Source organism: Thermus tenuipuniceus (assembly GCF_002964845.1).
Classification (GTDB): Bacteria; Deinococcota; Deinococci; order Deinococcales; family Thermaceae; genus Thermus; species Thermus tenuipuniceus.
On sequence record NZ_PRDA01000003.1, the window covers coordinates 17,185 to 34,878 of the forward strand.

A 17,694-nucleotide genomic window follows, 5' to 3' on the forward strand; every position below is an offset into this window, starting at 1 on the left:
AGAAAAGAGGGGGTGTGGGGAGCTATAATCCCCCGACTTTCAGCCCGTGGGATACATAGGCTCCTCCACGCCCTCCGAAGAAGGGCGCAGCATCGTGGACAGCAAACGTGTGGTAGAATCCCCGCGGGGAGCCGTTACTGTGAAGAAACCCCGGTAGAGGGGAGATTTGGTGCTTTACGAGGCCCCGGAAGAGCCTTTCTATTCCCTTTAGCTCTAGCAGCGCCCCGGTCAAGGGGTCCAGGGCCAAGGCTTGCGGGAGGAGGGCGGGGTCGCCGTGGACGTACCTGTGGACATACAGGTTGTGGACCTCCTGCATCCTTCGGGAAGACGCCGCAGGCCCGGGGGGAGGGTGGGTGGGCAGGGGGAAGAGTTGTCCCTCCCGGACCTTCACGCGTAGCTCCACGGCGCCGGGAAGGAGCTGGTGGCTTCCTTATTCAGGAATAGCCCCTCGAGGAGGGGTATGGCATACTCCCCGCTCCTATCCAGGGGTGCCTCGAGGGCTTCCTTCTCCAGAAAAGCCGCGCTTTGGCGCACAAACCCCGGGTGCGTCTTGGCGTAGTAGCCGCTATCCCCGGGCTTACCTGGTGCGAAGTAGCGGCGTACCGCCTCCAGGTTCTTGCGAAAGTAAGGCACGTACCCCGAGGCGTGGGCGCTGGTTTCTGAGAGAAAGAGCCCAAAATAGCGCAGTAGCTCATAACGTACCGGGTCTTCCCCCCAGAGTGGGCCTTCCGCTAGGGTACGAAGGCGGGGGTAAAGGTCCTCGAGGCCTCGCCGTAGTTCCACGAACCAGGAAAGGTGGTTGACGCCCGCTGCATGGTAGACGAGTTCCCCAGGGGGCACCTCCAGGTAGCGGGCCAGGGTCTTGGCTGTCTCGGGGATGGAGTGGCAAAGCCCTATGGCGGGCAGCCCCCTGGCCCAGAGAAGGGCGGTGGAGGGGGCTTTGAGGGAGTTGCAGGAGCGCTTGGAAAGGGGTGTGGGGCAAAGTCTATGCATGGACACTTAGGAGAGGAGGCCACCAGCTACCCGGGGTTGGTGCGCCAGATAGCCACCGGGTTTGCCCAGGCCCTGCGCTAAAGGAATCCTAAGAGCTGCACGGGCAACTTAAGGCCAAAACCCCTACCCCAGCCCTGGGGTAGGGGAGGGCTTTAGGGGGCCCTAGAGGGAACGCTTCACGAGGGTTTCCCAGGTGGGATTGGGGGTGAGTTTCACAGGCTCCTCGGCGTTCATCCGACGGCCTTCCGTCACGGCCACCCGCCAAAGGCCTTTACCGTGTAGCCCCGGAGCACCAGGTGCTCACCCAAACTCAGGTTCTACGCCATACCTCCCTCTACGGCGGCCAGAAACGGGATGCCCGAAATCAAAAAGCGCTCGTTCATACTGGCCCTACCGTGGGTGATGTATGACCTAAGGTGAACATTGGTACACTTCCCTCCTCTCCGCCTTCCAGGGCCAGTACGAAGTGGTCCTTAAGCTGCAAGGGTGGAAGCCCGTGCTTCTGCCGAAATCGCTCCAGGAAGAACCGGCGCTCATCCCGGCGGTTGCCGTGGCTTTGGTTGGCGCCGTGCACCCCGATGCTCACCCCTCTTCCCTTCAGGTATCGGAAGGGAACCCCCTTGCGATAGGCCCTGAGCCAGAGGTCCCAATCCCAGTAGTCCCCCACCTCCGGGTCCAGGCCCCCGAGCTCCCTGACAAGCCGGAGGGGAAGGGCCGTGCCCGAGGCCAGGATGCGGTTATCCACCTGGATCCAATCCCCCGGCTCGCCGGGGCGGAAGGGTATCTCCCACGAGCCCAGGTCCAGCACCCCCTCCCCGTAGACCAGGGCCTCCTCCCTGGACAGAATGCGCCATACCCGGTACAGGTAAGCGGGGTCCAGGAGAAGGTCGTCGTCGCCCAGGAAGAGAACCACCTCCCCCCGGGCTTGGGCCAGGGCCTGCATGCGGGCCTCCACCTGTCCCCGTCCCGGGTTGGGAAGGGCCCGGAGCCGCGGATCTGCCAGGCCTACCACCACTTCCATCCCCTCGCCCTCCCCGTCGTCCACCACCACCGCCTCAAACCGGGTAAAGGTCTGCCGGAGCAGGGAAGCCAGGGCTTGGCGCAGGGAGTCCGGCCGGCTCCGGGTGGGGATGAGAACGCTAATCATGGGCCAGGGCCGGTTGGAGGCGGGCCTCATCAGTGAGGTCCAGCCTGAGGGGGGTGGCGGCGATAAACCCCTGCTCCACCGCCCAGCGGTCCGTGCCCTCCTCCGCCTCCTTGAGGGGTTTGGCGGCGAACCAGTAATGGGGCCTGCCCATGGGGTCTTTCCCCTCCACCACCACCCCCTCATAGGCCCGCACGGACTGCCGGGTCCAGAGGAACCCCCTGGGCCGGTGAGGCAGGTTGATGTTGACCAAAAAGGGCCTTTCCAGCCGGAGAAGGTTCTCCAGCACCCGTTCCACCCAGGGCCGCAAGGCAGCGAAGTCCGGCCCGCTCCCGTTCATAGGGGTGCTGAAGGCAGCTGCGGGGATCCCGAAGAGGCGGCCCTGCTTGGCCGCGGCCACGGTGCCGGAGTGCCAGATCTCGTGGCCCAGGTTGCTCCCCAGGTTGATGCCGGAAAGGACCAGATCCACGGGCCCGAAGAGGTGAAGCCCCAGGGCCACGCAGTCGGCGGGGGTGCCCCGCACCCGGTAGGAGGGGAAGTGGGGAGCGGGCAGGGGAGAGGGATGGGGGAAGGCCCGCACGGGGTGGGCGATGGTGATGGCGTGGCCAACCCCGCTTTGCTCCACGTCGGGGGCCACCACGAAGACCTCGCCAAAGCGGCTTGCGGCCTCGGCCAGCGCCCAGAGCCCTGGGCTGAAAACGCCGTCGTCGTTGGTCACCAGGATCCGCATGCCCCTACCCTAAGGAGCCATTGTCAGCTCAGGATCAACGGCAAAAACCGCTGGGGATACCCCCAGCGGGAAGGAGGAGCCTGGTGGATCAGGGTTGGGCCACGCCCCGGTTGTAGCGCTCCAGGGCCTGGTCTGCCCGGGCCTTGGCCTCCCTAAGGGCCTCGAGGGCAGGTTTCCCCTTCAGGGTTTCCTCCCAGGCGGTCTGCACGTACTGGCGTATTTCAGGGAAGGCCCCCATCAGGCAACCGGCGCTGGAGGCGTTAACCTTGCTGGTGGCTAGCTGCTGGATGGCCGTGGTGTAGTTGGGCTGCTTCACGTGGGCCTGGCGTACCTGGGGAAGCTCGGTTACGCCCCGCACCACGGGGAAGTAACCGGTGGCCAGGTGCCAGCGGGCCTGGGTTTCCGGCTCCAGGAGGAAGCGCACGAACTCCCAGGCCGCCTGGACTTGTTCCTCGGGGAAGCCCTTCAGCACGTAAAGGGCAGCGCCCCCGATGGCTACCCCATTCCGCTCCCGGAGGAAGGGGTAGAAGGCGGTGCGCAAGGGGAAGCGGTTCCCCACCTGCCGCAGCACCCCCGTGAGGCTGGCCGTGGAGTAGGCGGCGATGGCCGCCTGGCCCTGGGCGAAGAGGCTTTGCGAGTCGGCCCAGTTGCGCCCGGTGTTAGCGGCCACCCCCTCCCGCACCAAACGGGCGTACATGTCCAGGAAGGCCGCGGCGGCCGGGTTGTCAAAGGCAACCGCGGTGGCCTTGGCCTTCCGGCCGTTCTCGTTGTTGCAGAAGTATTCCCCGGAGTTATAGGAGATCTGCTCCACGAACCAGGAGTCGATGGGAATGGAAAGCCCGTAGCGGACGGTGCGGCCCTGGGCGTCCTTCTTGGTGAGCTTGCGGGCGGCTTCCTCCAGGTCCTTAAGGCTCCAGGTGGGCTTGAAGGGAATCCCCCCCTCCTGGAAGGCGGCCATGTTGAGGTAGAGGATGGGGTTCGAGGAGTTAAAGGGAAGTCCGTAGAGCTTGCCCTCCACGGTGTAGTAGCTGCGGGGCTGGGGGAGGAAGCGGCCCAGGTCAAACCCGCTCTTCCGGGCCAGGTCCTCGAGGGGCACTATCGCCCCGGAGTCCGCCATGATCCGGGCCCCGATGTCGTAGACCTGGATCACGTGGGGGTATCCCCGGCCCGCGCGCAAGACGGCGAGAAGCTTGTTGATGCCGTCATCGTAGCTGCCCACGTACTGGCTTTTCACCTGGATCCGGTCCTGGCTTTTGTTGAAGTCCTGCACCAGCTTTTCCGTGGCTTCCCCCAAAACCCCACCCATGGAGTGCCAGAACTCCAGGGTGACCCTTTGGGCCTGAGCGCCGCCCAAAAGGAGCAGGGTGCTTAGGATGGCCTGTGCCCAAACCCGTCTCGTCCACATGCGCATACCTACACCTCCTATCCCTTCAGCCCGCCCATGGCGATGCCCCGGACAAAGGCCCGCTGGGCGAGCAGGAAGGCCAAAAGGCTGGGGAGGAGCACCAGGATGGCCGCAGCCGCCACCACGTTCCAGCGGGCTACCTCCTCGTTGAGGATGAAGTTCACGGCGATCTGGGCCGTTTGCATCTCCCGGCTTTTGGTCACCACCAGGGGCCAGAGGTACATGTTCCAGGCCCCGATGAAGGTGAGGGCGGCCAGGGCCCCCAGGGCGGGGGCCGAAAGGGGTAGGGCCACGTGGCGGAGCATCTGCCAGTGGTTGGCCCCGTCGATTCGGGCGGCATCGAAGTAGTCCTCGGGGATGGTGCGGAGGAACTGCCTGAGGAGAAAGACCCCCAGGGGGTTTGCCAGGAAGGGAACCGTGAGGGCCAGATAGGAGTCCAGCCAGCCCAGGCGGTCCACCAGGAGGTAAAGGGGTAGGAAGGTAACTTCCCCCGGCACCAGAAGGAGGGCCACCGCCAGCCCGAAGAGGGCCTCCCTTCCAAGGAAGCGGAGCCGGGCGAGGGCGTAGGCGGCCAGGAGGCTGGTGGTGAGTACGCCCAGGGTAATGAGGCTGGACACCAGGAGGCTATTCAGGAGGAACCGCCCCAGGGGGAACCTGGTGAGGGCCTCCTGGTAGGCCTCGAGGCTGGGCCGCGGGGGGAGGAGGCCCGGGGCATAGAGGTCCGCCTCCGGGCGGAGGCTTGCGGAGAGGAGGGTGAGGAAGGGGAGGAGAAGGAGAAGGGCATACCCCCCGGCCAGGAGGTAGGTGGGCCAGAGCCTTCGCCGCCTACCCATAGTGCACCCTCCGGCCCAGAAGCCGGAACTGCAAGGCCGCCATGAGCAAAAGCACCAGGAAGAGCAGGAGGGCCTCGGCAGCGGCCAGGGGCACCCGGAAGTTGAAGAAGGCGTCCTGGTACACGCGGTAGATCCAGACCATGGAGCTTTCCGCCGGCCCCCCTCGGGTGAGGAGGTGGATCTGGCCAAAGGCGGTGAGGCTCTTCAACACCACCAGGAGGCCCACCAGGAAGAGGGTGGGGGAGAGGAGGGGCAGGGTGATCCGCCAGAAGCGGGTCCAGGGGCCAGCCCCGTCCACCTCCGCCGCCTCCAGGATCTCCGCAGGGATGTTCTGCAGGCCTGCGGTGAGGAGGACCGCGGTGAAGCCCACCCCGGCCCAGGCGGTGATCACCGCCAGGGTGGGCAGGGCCAGCTCCGGGCTGGTGAGCCAGGGCTGGGGCGGCAGGCCCAAGGAGGCCAGGAGGCGGTTGGCAAGGCCCCCCACGGGATGCAGGAACCAACCCCAGGCCACCGCCGCCACCGCGGTGGGTATCGCCGTGGTGAGGAAGAAGAGGGTGCGGAAGAGGGCCACCCCCGGGTAGGGCCGGTAGACCAAGAGGGCCGCCAGGAACCCCAGAAGGAGCTCCAGGGGCGCGGTGATCAGGGCGAACTTCAGGGTGAGCCAGGCGCTTTTCCAGAACTCCGGGCGGCTCAGGGCCTTCTGGTAGTTGGCAAGCCCGGTCCAGACCCGTCCCCGGCCGAAGAGATCCTCCTGGTGAAGGGAGAGCCAAAGAGCCTCGAGGAGAGGCAGGACCAGGAAGAGGAGGAAAAGGGCGTAGGCGGGCAGCAGGAAGACCAAAGCCTCCCCCTGGCCCCTCAGGTGTTTTCGGAGGCGCTGGGCCCGGCTGAGGGTGGCGTCCATGTCCGGGATAAGGCTAGGCCCCTTCGGTCAGGGCTCGGTCAGGGAGACTTTCCCGCAGGCTTCTTAGGAAGGCGATGGAGGGGGCCGGGTCGACCCCCACCTCCAGGACCAGGGTGCGGTCCAGGTAGGGCCCAAGCCAGGTCCGGTGCTGGAGAACCCCGGTTCCCAGGTTCCAGTGCCGGTCGTAAAGGCCGTCCGTGTCGTTCAAGTGCAGGTGGTCGGGCTCCAAGGCCAGCCAGGGTCCCGGTTCCGGCACCCGGCTGAAAACCCGGGCATGGGCGGCGTCGAAGCAAAATCCCACCTCGGGGTAGGCCTCCAGGATGGGTGCCAGGGCCCTGGGCTCCGGCTCGTGGGTGTTCTCCAGGACCAGCTCCACCCCCAAGGTCCCGGCCCGCCGCACCACCGGCTTCAGGGCCTGGATGAGCCGGTCCGCCCGGTCCAGGGCCTCCTCCAGGGTGCGGCCGTGGGGGATGCCCGAGTGGAAGACCGCCCGGTCCGCCCCGAGCTCCGCTGCCCGGTCCAGGCCCAGGAGAAGCCGCCTGAGGGTGAAGTTGCGCACCTCCGGGTCCGGGGAGACCAGGTCCAGGTTCCAGAAGGGGAGGTGAATGGAGAGAGTCCCCTTGTAGCTGGAGGCCAGTTTGGCGAAGGGGGCCTCCTCCTCCAGGAAGGCGGGGTCCAGGTAGACCTCGAGGCCCAGCCAGGGATCTTCGGGCGCCGAAAACCTTAGAGCCTCCTCTAGGCCCACGGCGATGCGCAGGTCCATGGGTTCACCGTAAGCCCCTTAGGTCAGAGGGCGGTCAGCGTCCCTTTCGCTGCCACCGTCCCCCTTTCCATGGCGCTTGAGGGTGAGGGGTTTCCCGCCGTTTGATCCCTCTCGGCTACCGGTGCTGGGTAGGGGCTGACTCGCCCCCCATCGGCCTAGTGGTGCAGGACCCGTTGCAGGAAGGCCCGGGTCCTCTCCTCCCTGGGGGAGGAAAAGATCTCCTCCGGCCTCCCCTCCTCCACAATCTGACCCCCGTCCATGAAGATCACTCGGTCCGCCACCTCCCGGGCAAAACCCATCTCGTGGGTCACCACCAGCATGGTCATACCCCCCCGGGCCAGGTCCCGCATCACGTCCAACACCTCCCCCACCATCTCCGGGTCCAAAGCGCTGGTGGGCTCGTCAAACAACATCACCTTCGGCTCCATGGCCAAGGCCCGGGCAATGGCCACCCGCTGCTGCTGGCCCCCAGAAAGCTGCCCCGGGTACTTCCTCGCCTGGTCCAAAATCCCCACCCGCTCCAAAAGCTCCAAAGCCTTCCGCTCCGCCCGCTCCCGGGACCAGCCCCTCACCCGCACGGGGGCCAGAACAATGTTCTCCAGCACCGTCATGTGGGGGAAAAGGTTGAACTGCTGGAAGACCATCCCCACCTCCCGCCGCACCTCCTTGAGGGCCCGCTCCTCCTTGACGTTCCGTCCGTCCACGATGACCTCCCCCTCCTGGAAGTCCTCCAGGCGGTTGATGCAGCGGATCAGGGTGCTCTTCCCCGAGCCCGAAGGGCCGATGATCACCAGCTTCTCCCCAGGGGCCACCTCCAGGTGGATCCCCTTGAGCACGTGCAGGGAGCCAAACCACTTGTGCAGGTTGTGGATGCGGATGATGGGGTCCACCGCTTTCATTTTCTCACCCGCTGGATGGCATAGACCAAGAGGAAGAGCGCCAGGCCTATGGCATCTGTAAGGAGGCCGGGCACCACCAGGGTCAGGGCGGCCGCCATGAGAAGAGCCCTCTCCAAGAGGGTGGTGCGCTTGTGCAGGAAGCCCACCAGGCTGGCGCTGAAGGCGGTCATGCCCAAAAGGGCGGAGAGGACGATCCAGGCCCCCTCCGCCACGCTTTCCACTCCCAACAAGAGGAGCTTGGGGCTGAAGAAGAACATGTAGGCCAAAAGGGCGGTGCGGAGCTCATAGACGAAGCCTTGGACCGCGGTCTTCCAAAAGTCGGACCTGGCGATGGCGCTGGCCGCGTAGGCGGCCAAGGCCACTGGGGGCGTGGAGTCCGCCATGATGCCGAAGTAGAAGACGAACATGTGGGCGGCCACCGGGGGCACCCCGTAGCCCGCCTTCTCGGAAAGCTGGAGGACCACCGGCACCACCAAGGAGGCCATGACGATGTAGTTGGCGGTGGTGGGAAGGCCCATCCCGAGAAGGAGGCTGGTGAGCTGGGCCAGGAGAAGGACCAGGATCAGGTTCCCCCCCGATAAGCGCTCCACGATGTCGGTAAGGCCAAAGCCGATCCCGGTCATGGTGACGATGCCCACGATGATCCCGGCGCTGGCCGTGGCCAAGGCGATGCCCACCATGCCCCGGGCCCCCGCCTCGAGGCCCTCCAAGATGAGCCGCCCACCCCGCAAGAAGCCAAAGGCCAACCCCACCCCGGCCCTCTGGGCCCGCCAGACCTCCTGGGCCAGGATGAGGAGGAGCATGAGGAAGATGGTGTTCAAGGCCGCCCGCTCGGGGGTCAGGCGCAGGGCCACCAAGGCGTAGATCAGGTAGATAAGGGGCAGAAGGTAGTGAAGGCCCGAGCGCAGAATAGGACCCACGGGGGGTAGCTCCGACCTGGGTACCCCCTTGAGGCCCAGCTGCAGGGCCTCGAGGTGCACGGTGATGAAAAGGGTGGCGTAGGCCAAAACCGCAGGGATAACGGCGATCAGGATGAGCTGGCTATAGGGGATGCCCAAGAACTCCGCCATGATGAAGGCCGCCGCCCCCATCACCGGAGGCATGAGTTGGCCGTTGGAGGAGCTGGCCACCTCCACCGCCCCCGCCTTCTCCGGCGGGTAGCCCACCCGCTTCATCAAGGGAATGGTAAAGGTGCCCGTGGTGACCACGTTGGAAACCGAGCTTCCCGAAACCACCCCCGTGAGGGCACTGGCCACCACCGCCGCCTTGGCCGGCCCCCCGCGGAAATGGCCCAGGAGGGCGTAGGCCACCCGGATGAAGAAGTGGCCGGCCCCCGCCTTCTCCAAAAGCGCCCCAAAGAGGACGAAGAGGAAAACGAAGGTGGCGGAGACCCCCAAGGGCACCCCAAAGATGCCCTCGGCGGTGGTGTAGAGCTGCCCCATGAGCTGGCCCCACTGGCTGCCCGCATGGAGCTGGAGCCAGGGGGGAAGGGTAAAGGGCAGAAACCCCTTAGGTCCGGTAAGGGCGTAGAGGACAAACACTGAAGCGATGATGGGTAGGGCAGGCCCCACCACCCTCCAGGCGGCCAGGAATAGGACCCCAAGGGTCAGGGTCCCCATGAAGACATCCCGCTGGCTGGGGATACCCCCCCGGAGCTGGGTGATCCCGTAGTAATCCCAGACAACGTAGAGGGCCCCGACTACTCCCAAGAGGGCCATGCCCCAATCCAGGAGGGGAATGCGCTCCCTCGGCCCCCGCCTCCCCGGGTAGGCCAAAAAGGCCAGGGCCAAGGCGAAGGCCAAGTGGACCGCCCTGAGCCGCATGGGGTCCAGGGTACCCAGCTCGGTGGCCCAAAGCTGGAAAAGGCTCCAGATCACCCCTAGGCCGAAGAGGAGGTACCGGCCTGCCCCTTTGGGTTTCCGCCCTCCCAGCTCGCTCTCTTCCACCAACAGCGAGGCGTCCTTCTCCATGCTCCCTCCAGACAAAGGGGGCCCCTCCTGGGGCCCCCAGGATTCAGCCCAGAGCTTACTTGAGAACCCCCATCTCCTTGTAGAACCCCTCGGCACCGGAATGCAGGGGAATGGGCAGGCCCTTCACCGCCTTCTGCAGGCTGAAGAAGCGTTCCAAGTTGGGGTGGATCTTCTTGAAGGCCTCCTGGTTTCCGAACACCGCCTTCATGAACTTGTACACGGTATCGGCGGACAGCTTCTCCGAGGCGATGAGCATGGCCTGAACCGCCACCGTGGGCGTAGTGACCTCCACCCCCTTATAGGTGCCCCCGGGGATGTTGAAGCCCACGTAGAAGGGGTACTTCTTGGCGATGGCCTGGACCTTGCCCAGGTCCACCGCCACCAGGGTGATGGGGGTGGTGAGGGCCAGTTGCTGAATGGCGCTGGCCCCCAGGCCTACCGTGTAGAAAAGGGCATCCGCCCGCTTATCCTGCATGAGCTGGATGCCCTGGGTGGCGCTTACCCGGATGGCCTGGCCCAGGTCCTCAAAGCGGAGGCCGTAGGCCTCGAGGATCTGCCGGGCATTTTGCTCGGTACCCGAGCCCACATCGCCCACCACCACCCTCTTGCCCTTGAGGTCCGCCACGGTGCGGATGCCTGCATCCGCCCGGGCCACGATATGGATGACCTCAGGGTAAAGGGCCGCCAAAGCGCGGATGCCCTTCACGGGCTTCCCATCGAAGGCAGCGATGCAACATCCCTGATAGGCGTAGTAGGCGATGTCGTTTTGCGCCAAAGCCATCTCGAACTCCCCGGCGGCGATGGCGTTGATGTTGGCCACGCTGCCCCCGGTGGAGCGGGCGTTGGCCCGAATGCCCACCCCCGCATCGTTCACCAGCTTGGCCATACCCGTGGCCACGGGAAAGTAGACCCCCGTGGTGGAACCCGAGCCGATGGTGATAAACTCCTGGGCCAGGCCCAGACCTAGGAAGGCAATCCCTGCCAATAGCGTTTCTTTCAGCCGCATAACCTTACACCTCCTTTACGCCGCAGGCAGTATACCCCCAGCCCCTTCCTTTCCTCAAGCCCTACCTCCCCGCCACCTGTAGCCTCCGCTCCAGAAGGTTGGTGAAGAAGGTGAGCACGGTGGTCAAAAGGAGGTAAATGGCCGCCACCGCCAAGTAGACCTCCACAGGCCGAAAGGTGGCCGAGATGATGCGCTGCCCGGAGAGGGCGAGCTCGGTAAGGGCGATGACGCTGGCCAGGGAGGAATCCTTGAGAAGAGCCACCACGTTGTTGACCAAGGGAGGTACCACGATGCGCAAGGCCTGGGGCAGGATCACGAAGCGCATGGTGTCCGCCGGGGAAAGCCCAAGGGACCAGGCGGCCTCCCACTGCCCCTTGGGAATGGCCTGGATGCCCGCCCGGACCACCTCGGCGTTATACGCCCCCACGTTGAAGGAAAGGGCGATGAAGGCCGCCCAGTAGGGGGTGAGAACCTGCTGGGCCTCGGGCCAGAGGGGCTGAAGCAAAAGGGGCAAGGCATTGTAGGCAAAGAGGATCTGCACCAAAAGGGGCGTGCCACGGGTAACCCAGATGTAAAAGCTGGCGGGAAGCCGCACCCAGAATCGGCGGGAGAGGCGGAACATCCCAGCAAACACACCGATGGCAAGCCCCGCCAGGCTGGAGATCAAGGTGAGCTTTAAGGTGATCTCCGCACCCAAGGCCATGGCCTGGCCCGCGGAAGCCGCCCGGTCAGGTCCAAAGCCGGTAAGAAGGAAGTAGCGCTCCAGCACCACGCCCAAAAGGGCGAACAAGCCGAAATACCCCCCAAGGAGGAGAGCCAGGAGCAAGAGGACCCGCAACCAAGATGGCATCTTCGCGGCAGGAAAAGGGCCCAGGGCAACCCCTACACCCCGGGCCCGGGACTGGTTACTTACAGCGCACGTCCTCGCCGAACCACTTCTTGCTGATTTGGGCGTAGGTACCGTCCTTCATCAGGTCGGCCAGGGCCTGGTTAAGAGCCTGGAGCACGCTCTTGTTGCCCTTGGCCACGGCCATGGCCACCCTTTCCTGGAAGACCAACTCTCCAAGCTGGAGGGTATTCTCCAGCTTCCGCTCCTTGATGGCCTCCTTGGCCACAAACCGGTCCGTGATCCAGGCGTCCAGGCGGCCCGAGAGGAGGTCCTGAAGGGCATCGGGGTCCTTCTGGTAGGTGCGGACCTGCTTGATGCCGGGAATCTTCTGAGCAGCTTCCATATAGGTGGTGCCGATCTGCACCCCCACCACCTTGCCCTGAAGCTCCTTGGCCGTCTTGGGGCCTCCCTTCTTGCTCACGATGATGCCGCCCGTGCAGTAATGGGGGTTAGTGAAGTCCACGGCCTTGGCCCGCTCCTCGGTTATGCCGTGGGAAGCGATCACAAAGTCAAACCGGCCCTGGTTCAGCTGGATGAGGAGGCTGTCAAAGGCCTGGGTGATCCAGACGGGCTTTAGGCCCAGCTTCTTGGCGATGGCGTTGCCCAGGTCGATCTCAAAGCCGGTGAGCTGGTTCTTTTCGTTGAAGTAGTTAAAAGGGGGGAAGGCCCCCTCCGTTCCAATGCGGATCTCCCCCGTCTGCTTGATCTGGTCAAAAGTACGTACCTGCGCTAGGGACAGGCCAAGGACCAGGAAAGCCAACACCGCCAAGGTTCTTTTCATCGCGCTCAACCTCCCTTAACGGGGCCGATTATACACGGCCAGCCTCTTGCAAGTCCGAAAACCCGAGGCGGAGCCCAGGGCAAGCGCCATCCCCACGGCAACGCCGCTTCCGTCAGGCCCACCGCACCCATTCCACCCGGCCCGTCACGGGATGCCTGAGGGCCATGCGCACCCCGTAGGCGTAGCTTCCCGGCCGGGAAGGGCGGTAGGCCACCTCGAACCATCCCGAGGCCTCTTCCATGGGCACCACTTCCAGCCCCCCGCCTGCGCGGCGCACCACCAGCTGGACCTCGAGGAAAGGTCTTAGGGCCTCCGGCACCTCCCCCTCCAGGTAGGCCCGCGCCCGCAAGGGTTCCCCATTCAAGGTCAAGTCCCCCGGAACCTCCACCCGGAGGGCCAGGCCATAAAAGGCAGGCAAAGCCTGGTGGAAGGCGCGCAGCACCTCCTGTTCCCCTCTGGCCTTCCCCGCCCACTCCTGCCCCCTTTGGTAAAGGGCCAGGTACTCCCGCACCATGCGAGCGGCGCTGAACCTCGGGCCCACGGTGCGGAGGCTCTCGTGGACCATGGAAAGCCACCCCGAGGAGTAGCCCTCGGGCCCCTTGGCGTAGAAAAGGGGAAGCACCTCCCCCTCCAGCACGTCGTACAGGGCCTGGGCGTCGGCCATGTCCTGGGCTTCCTCGTTCTCGTAGACCCGTTCGTCGCCGATGGCAAAACCGTTTTTTCCGTTGTAGGCCTCAGCCCACCAGCCGTCCAGGACGCTTAAATTCAAGACCCCGTTCAAAGCCGCCTTCATCCCGCTGGTGCCCGAGGCCTCCATGGGCCTGCGGGGAGTGTTGAGCCAGACATCGCTGCCGTGGACCAAAACCCGGGCCAGGTACATGTCGTAATCCTCCAGGACCACCATGCGGTCCTCGAGGCCGTACTCCTTGATCCTGGCCACCAGCTCCTGGAGGTAAGCCTTGCCGGGTTCATCCTTGGGATGAGCCTTGCCTGCAAAGACGAACTGTACCGGATAGGGCCCCTGGAGGATGCGGAGGAGGCGCTCGGGATCCTTGAACAGCAACACGGCCCGCTTATAGGTGGCGAAGCGGCGGGCGAAGCCGACGGTAAGGGCCTCCGGGTCCAGGATGCGCTCCGCCTGGCGGAGGCGGCTTGGGCTCTCCCCGTTTCGACGGCGTTGCTCGTAGAGGCGGGAGCGCACCTCCCGCACCAGCTCGGCCCTGAGGTCCCGGTGGATGCGCCAAAACTCCTCCCCCAACCCCTCCACCCTCCAGGTGGCGGGGTTCTCAGGATGCCGCAGCCAGTCAGGACCAAACACCTCCGCGTAATGGCGGCGGAGCCTGGGGTGGAGGAAGGTCCAGGTGTGGACCCCGTTGGTGATGTGGCCGATGGGCACCTCCTCCCGCAAAAGCTCCGGCCAGAGATGGTGGAACATCTCCCGGGAAACCTCCCCGTGAAGGCGGGAAACCCCACCCGCCTGGGCGCTGGTCCTAAGGGCCAGGTTGGACATGGAAAAGACCTTGCCCCAGGGCTTCTCCTCGAGGCCTAGGGCGAAAAAGCCCTCCTTGTCCACGCCCAGCTTTTCCCAGAAACCCAAGAGGTACCGTTGCACCAGTTCCAAAGGAAAGGCGTCGTGCCCCGCAGGCACCGGGGTGTGAGTGGTGAAAAGGGCCCCGGCCCGGGCCAGTTCCAAAGCGACCGGGAAGGTGTACCCCTCGGCCACCAGCTCCTGCACTCTCTCCAGGCCCAGGAAGGCCGAGTGCCCTTCGTTCATGTGGAAGACCTGGGGGTTAAACCCCAAGGCCCGTAGTAGCCTGATTCCCCCGATCCCCAAGACCATCTCCTGCTGGATGCGCATCTCCAGACCGGGAGCGTAAAGCCTGGCGGTGATGGCCCGATCCTCCGGGGCATTTTCCGGAAGATCGGCGGTCAGGAGGTATACGGGCACGGCACCCACCTGCACCCGGAAGGCCCCAAGCCACACCGTACGCCCGGGAAGCTCCACCCCCACCCTTAAGGGATGACCCTCCCGGTCCTGCACGGGCAGAAGGGGTAGCTCTTCCGGATGCAGGGTTTCGTACACCTCCACCTGGGCTCCCTCTGGGGAAAGGCGCTGGTGGAAATAACCCTCGTGGTAGAAGATCCCTACCCCCACCAGGTCCAGGCCCAGGTCGCTGGCCGCCTTGATGTGATCCCCGGCCAACACCCCAAGTCCCCCCGCATAGATGGGCAAGGAACTATGGAAGCCGTATTCCGCGGAGAAGTAGGCGGTGAGAGGCCCTTGCTTTACCTCCCGTTCCTTGAGGTAGGCCTCCAAGGCCGCCACCACCGCCTGGACCCGGGCGGGATAGGTGCTTCCCGCCAGGGCCTCGAGGCGGGCGGGGTCCACCTCCAGGAGCAACTTGACCGGGTTGCCGCGGAAACGCTTCCAAAGCGAGGAATCAATCTCCTGGAAAAGCTCTGCCGCCTCCGGATTCCAACTCCACCACAGGTTATAGGCCAGCTTCCTCAGACCCCTAAGGGCCTCGGGAAGCTCGGGCATGGCAGTAAGGCGCCCCAGTACCCTCATGGGGTGGATTATACCCTTCACCGAAGCCGCCGCCAGAGCTCCGGGCTGAAGAGGAGGACCACGGGAAGGATCTCTATCCGCCCCGCCCACATCTGGAAGATGAGGACCACCTTGGAAACAGGATGGAGTTCCGCATAGGAACCCATGGGGCCCACCGTCTCGAGCCCCGGCCCGATGTTGCCGATGGCCTGGGCGCTGGCGGTAAAGGCCTCCACAAAACTCCCCTCCAAAAGCGCCAGGGTCAGGGTGCCGAAGCCGAAAAGAAGGGTGTAAAGAAAGATGAAAACGGAAACTTGCCGCAAGGCCTCCTCGGAAACCACCCGCTGTCCCAGGCGCAGGGGAAGGACCGCCCTGGGGTGGAGGGTGCGGGTGATCTCCCGCCTAAGAAGCCCAAAGAGCAAAAGCCAGCGCACCACCTTGATGCCCCCCGCCCCCGAACCCGCACTGCCCCCCACGAACATGAGGATCACCAGGATGGCCTGGGCCGGCACCACCCACTGAGCAAAGTCCACGCTGGCAAAACCCGTGGTGGTCACGATGGAGATCACCTGAAAGAAGGCGTGGCGGAGGCTGGCCTCGAGGCCATACATGTGGTGGGTGTAGAGGTAAAGGGAAAGCAGTAAGCTCGCAAGGAGCACCAGAAAAGCATAGGCCCGGAACTCCGCATCCCTAAGGAGGGGTTTGACCTCCCGCCCAAAGAAAAGGCGGTACTGCAACAGAAAGTTCACCCCCGCCAGGAACATGAAGAAGCTACCCAGCCACTGGGCCAGGGGGGGGTAGGCGGCAAAGCTTTGCGGGTTCGGGCTGAACCCTCCCGCCGGGGTGGTGGTGAGGGCGTTGGCCAAGGCCTCAAAGACGGGTACGCCCGCCCACCAGTAGGACAGGAAGGCCAAGGCGGTCAGGGTCAGGTACACGCGCAAGACCGCCTGGGCGGTGTGCCGTAGCCTGGGCGTAAGCCTCTCCTTCTCCACCCCCGTGCTCTCGGCGAAAAAGGCCTGGCGGCCCGCCACCTGAAGCTGGGGAAAGACCACCAGGAAGAGCACCACGATGCCGATACCCCCCATCCACTGAGTGAAACTTCTCCAGAGAAATAGGCTCTTGCCAAACTGCCCGAAATCCGAAAGCACCGTGGCCCCGGTGGTGGTAAAGCCGGAAACCGCTTCAAAAAGAGCGTCCAGGTAGTCCAGCCCCCCCGAGATCCAGTAGGGTATGGCCCCCAGGGCGGGCACCAAAAGCCAAAGCAGGGCCACGGCGGCGAAGACCTCCGCCCGGTGCGGCTGGGCCTCCGCATGCCCCACCCCCTGCAGGGCCTTGCCCAACCCCACCCCCAGCACCGCCCCCAGAAGAAACCCTCGGGCGTCCTCCCCCCAGCCCAGGGCCAGGAGGGCGAAGGCCAGCATGAGAAGGCCAAAGCCCTGGTAGGTAAGGCCCAGGAGGTAGAGGCTGGAGCGAAACCCCTGCCTAGCCGACGACACGGGCCACGGCTTCATCCGCCACCTCCCGGGCCACCACCAAAAAGAGCCGGTCGTTGGGCAGGGCCTCGAGGCCCTCGCGGTAGAGCATCACCCGATGGTCCCGCTCCAGGGCCACCGGTGCCACCTGGGGCGTGGCCAGGGTGCTCAGGTACCGGGGCCTGAAGTTCTCCGGAAGCTCCACCTCCAGTAGCTCGATGTTCTCGTCCATGGTGGACACATGCTCCACGTTCTCGGGTCCCAGGTAGTCCAAGACCGCCCGCACCGCCGCCTGGCGGGGGGTGAGGGGCAGGTCTATGCCCACCTGCTCAAAGAGCCTGCGGGTTTCCGAGCGGGACACCCGGGTGATCACCTTACCCACCCCAAGCTGCTTGGCCAGGAGGGAGGCCAGGAGGTTCTTCTCGTCGTTATCGGTTACCGCCACCACCGCATCGGCCTCCTGCAATCCCTCCGCCTCCAGAAGCTCCAGGTCGGTACCATCCCCTTGGATGATGAGGGCACCGGGAAGCTCCTGGGAAAGCCACTCGCACCGCTCGCGGCTGGGCTCGATGATCACCACCTCGAGGCGCCGCCTTAAAAGCTCCTGGGCCACCATGAAACCCACGTTGCCCCCACCGATGACCATCACCCTACGCACGCCCCGCCCCGTGGCGAAATAGGCTTCCAGCTCAGGGAAAGCCCGTAAGGTGGTCATGAAGAGGATTTTGTCCCCAGGCTCCAGGATGACCTCGGGGTACCCGGGGTGGGCAAAGCTCCAAAAGGCCCCCTCCCGCACCACCCCCACCACCAAGACCCCCTCGGGCCAGGGAAGCTCAGCGAGAAGCCGATGGGCGTAGGGGCCACCCTCCTTTACCCGGTACTCCACAAAGCGGAGCCGTCCCTCCGCCAGCACCTCGGTGTCCACAGCCCCGGGGACCAGGATCACCTCCACAATCTCCCGGGCCATGGCCCTTTGCGGCCAGAGGACCTTGTCGATGCGGGTACCCAGGATCTCGGCGGTGCGGGGGTCGGTGAGCACATCCACATACCCGCCCTTGCCCACAAAGCAGAGGGTTTCCTTGGCCCCCAGGCCCTTGGCGAGAAGGGAGGCCAGGAGGTTCACCTCGTCGGAATCCGTGCTGGCGATGAAGAGGTCCGCCCGGTCCACCCCCGCCTCCCTCAGGGCATCGGGATCCGTGGCCCCGCCCACCACCACCTTCACGTCCAGATGGGCAAACCGTTCCTTGGCCTGGGGGTTGCGGTCAAGAACCACCACCTCATGGGCTTTTTCCAGGGTGCGGGCCAGCTCCCCGCCCACCTCCCCGCCCCCGGCGATGACGATGTACATACCGCCCCTATC

The 17,694-nt window shown here is 65.1% G+C and carries 16 protein-coding genes; all 16 read right to left on the reverse strand.

Features of this window, described 5'->3' with window-relative positions; genetic code table 11:
* Nucleotides 1-22: 22 nt before the first annotated feature.
* The 16 genes from C2847_RS06150 to trkA all read right to left on the reverse strand — a co-directional run bounded on the left by C2847_RS06150 (nt 23) and on the right by trkA (nt 17,682).
* Entirely contained in the window at nt 23-316 is a 294-nt protein-coding gene (locus tag C2847_RS06150) for a hypothetical protein (RefSeq protein ID WP_105317567.1), read from the reverse strand.
* A gap of 71 nt (nt 317-387) precedes the next feature.
* Nucleotides 388-993, reverse strand: a complete 606-nt coding sequence (locus C2847_RS06155; RefSeq protein WP_105317568.1) for a family 4 glycosyl hydrolase — start codon at nt 991-993, stop codon at nt 388-390.
* Between the two features lie 379 nt (nt 994-1,372).
* The gene (locus C2847_RS06160; protein ID WP_105317569.1) at nt 1,373-2,140 is read right to left on the reverse strand and encodes a glycosyltransferase family 2 protein; all 768 of its coding nucleotides are present in this window, start codon (nt 2,138-2,140) and stop codon (nt 1,373-1,375) included.
* Nucleotides 2,133-2,867, reverse strand: a complete 735-nt coding sequence (gene surE, locus C2847_RS06165; protein WP_105317570.1) for a 5'/3'-nucleotidase SurE — start codon at nt 2,865-2,867, stop codon at nt 2,133-2,135. The genes C2847_RS06160 and surE overlap by 8 nt, the downstream gene beginning before the upstream one ends.
* Nucleotides 2,868-2,955: 88 nt before the next feature.
* Nucleotides 2,956-4,278 carry an ABC transporter substrate-binding protein gene (locus C2847_RS06170; protein WP_105317571.1) on the reverse strand — a complete coding sequence of 441 codons (1,323 nt, stop codon included), beginning with the start codon at nt 4,276-4,278 and terminating at the stop codon, nt 2,956-2,958.
* An 11-nt stretch (nt 4,279-4,289) separates the two neighbouring features.
* A complete protein-coding gene (locus C2847_RS06175) occupies nt 4,290-5,105 on the reverse strand; it encodes a carbohydrate ABC transporter permease (RefSeq protein WP_105317572.1) in 816 nt (271 codons plus the stop codon).
* Entirely contained in the window at nt 5,098-6,006 is a 909-nt protein-coding gene (locus tag C2847_RS06180) for a carbohydrate ABC transporter permease (protein ID WP_105317573.1), read from the reverse strand. Before C2847_RS06180 ends, C2847_RS06175 begins: the two co-directional genes overlap by 8 nt.
* A 13-nt stretch (nt 6,007-6,019) precedes the next feature.
* Nucleotides 6,020-6,769: a sugar phosphate isomerase/epimerase family protein gene (locus tag C2847_RS06185; protein WP_105317574.1), complete on the reverse strand. Its 750-nt coding sequence runs from the start codon at nt 6,767-6,769 to the stop codon at nt 6,020-6,022.
* 155 nt (nt 6,770-6,924) lie between these two features.
* Nucleotides 6,925-7,668: an amino acid ABC transporter ATP-binding protein gene (locus C2847_RS06190; RefSeq protein ID WP_164835652.1), complete on the reverse strand. Its 744-nt coding sequence runs from the start codon at nt 7,666-7,668 to the stop codon at nt 6,925-6,927.
* Complete coding sequence (locus C2847_RS06195) at nt 7,665-9,638, reverse strand: TRAP transporter permease (protein ID WP_105317575.1); 1,974 nt, start codon at nt 9,636-9,638, stop codon at nt 7,665-7,667. The genes C2847_RS06190 and C2847_RS06195 overlap by 4 nt, the downstream gene beginning before the upstream one ends.
* Nucleotides 9,639-9,693: 55 nt before the next feature.
* Nucleotides 9,694-10,644, reverse strand: a complete 951-nt coding sequence (locus C2847_RS06200) for a TAXI family TRAP transporter solute-binding subunit (protein WP_164835653.1) — start codon at nt 10,642-10,644, stop codon at nt 9,694-9,696.
* Nucleotides 10,645-10,705: 61 nt separating this feature from the next.
* Nucleotides 10,706-11,494 carry an amino acid ABC transporter permease gene (locus C2847_RS06205; protein ID WP_105317576.1) on the reverse strand — a complete coding sequence of 263 codons (789 nt, stop codon included), beginning with the start codon at nt 11,492-11,494 and terminating at the stop codon, nt 10,706-10,708.
* Between the two features lie 55 nt (nt 11,495-11,549).
* On the reverse strand, nt 11,550-12,314 hold the full coding sequence (locus C2847_RS06210) for an ABC transporter substrate-binding protein (RefSeq protein ID WP_105317577.1): 765 nt from the start codon (nt 12,312-12,314) through the stop codon (nt 11,550-11,552).
* Nucleotides 12,315-12,426: 112 nt separating this feature from the next.
* Nucleotides 12,427-14,883 (reverse strand): alpha-glucan family phosphorylase, encoded by a 2,457-nt coding sequence (glgP, locus tag C2847_RS06215; RefSeq protein ID WP_105317578.1) that lies wholly within the window; start codon nt 14,881-14,883, stop codon nt 12,427-12,429.
* Between the two features lie 17 nt (nt 14,884-14,900).
* The gene (locus tag C2847_RS06220) at nt 14,901-16,373 is read right to left on the reverse strand and encodes a TrkH family potassium uptake protein (RefSeq protein ID WP_105317579.1); all 1,473 of its coding nucleotides are present in this window, start codon (nt 16,371-16,373) and stop codon (nt 14,901-14,903) included.
* Nucleotides 16,345-17,682 (reverse strand): Trk system potassium transporter TrkA, encoded by a 1,338-nt coding sequence (trkA, locus tag C2847_RS06225; RefSeq protein ID WP_105317580.1) that lies wholly within the window; start codon nt 17,680-17,682, stop codon nt 16,345-16,347. The genes C2847_RS06220 and trkA overlap by 29 nt, the downstream gene beginning before the upstream one ends.
* Nucleotides 17,683-17,694: the final 12 nt, after the last annotated feature.

Bases quoted from the DNA above. Each gene is read 5' to 3' on its own strand.
- glgP (WP_105317578.1), bottom strand. From the start codon at position 14,883: ATGAGGGTACTGGGGCGCCTTACTGCCATGCCCGAGCTTCCCGAGGCC.
- C2847_RS06175 (WP_105317572.1), bottom strand. From the start codon at position 5,105: ATGGGTAGGCGGCGAAGGCTCTGGCCCACCTACCTCCTGGCCGGGGGG.
- C2847_RS06220 (WP_105317579.1), bottom strand. From the start codon at position 16,373: ATGAAGCCGTGGCCCGTGTCGTCGGCTAGGCAGGGGTTTCGCTCCAGC.
- trkA (WP_105317580.1), bottom strand. From the start codon at position 17,682: ATGTACATCGTCATCGCCGGGGGCGGGGAGGTGGGCGGGGAGCTGGCC.
- C2847_RS06210 (WP_105317577.1), bottom strand. From the start codon at position 12,314: ATGAAAAGAACCTTGGCGGTGTTGGCTTTCCTGGTCCTTGGCCTGTCC.
- C2847_RS06185 (WP_105317574.1), bottom strand. From the start codon at position 6,769: ATGGACCTGCGCATCGCCGTGGGCCTAGAGGAGGCTCTAAGGTTTTCG.
- C2847_RS06150 (WP_105317567.1), bottom strand. From the start codon at position 316: ATGCAGGAGGTCCACAACCTGTATGTCCACAGGTACGTCCACGGCGAC.
- C2847_RS06170 (WP_105317571.1), bottom strand. From the start codon at position 4,278: ATGCGCATGTGGACGAGACGGGTTTGGGCACAGGCCATCCTAAGCACC.
- C2847_RS06205 (WP_105317576.1), bottom strand. From the start codon at position 11,494: ATGCCATCTTGGTTGCGGGTCCTCTTGCTCCTGGCTCTCCTCCTTGGG.
- C2847_RS06190 (WP_164835652.1), bottom strand. From the start codon at position 7,668: ATGAAAGCGGTGGACCCCATCATCCGCATCCACAACCTGCACAAGTGG.
- surE (WP_105317570.1), bottom strand. From the start codon at position 2,867: ATGCGGATCCTGGTGACCAACGACGACGGCGTTTTCAGCCCAGGGCTC.
- C2847_RS06200 (WP_164835653.1), bottom strand. From the start codon at position 10,644: ATGCGGCTGAAAGAAACGCTATTGGCAGGGATTGCCTTCCTAGGTCTG.
- C2847_RS06180 (WP_105317573.1), bottom strand. From the start codon at position 6,006: ATGGACGCCACCCTCAGCCGGGCCCAGCGCCTCCGAAAACACCTGAGG.
- C2847_RS06195 (WP_105317575.1), bottom strand. From the start codon at position 9,638: ATGGAGAAGGACGCCTCGCTGTTGGTGGAAGAGAGCGAGCTGGGAGGG.
- C2847_RS06160 (WP_105317569.1), bottom strand. From the start codon at position 2,140: ATGATTAGCGTTCTCATCCCCACCCGGAGCCGGCCGGACTCCCTGCGC.
- C2847_RS06155 (WP_105317568.1), bottom strand. From the start codon at position 993: ATGCATAGACTTTGCCCCACACCCCTTTCCAAGCGCTCCTGCAACTCC.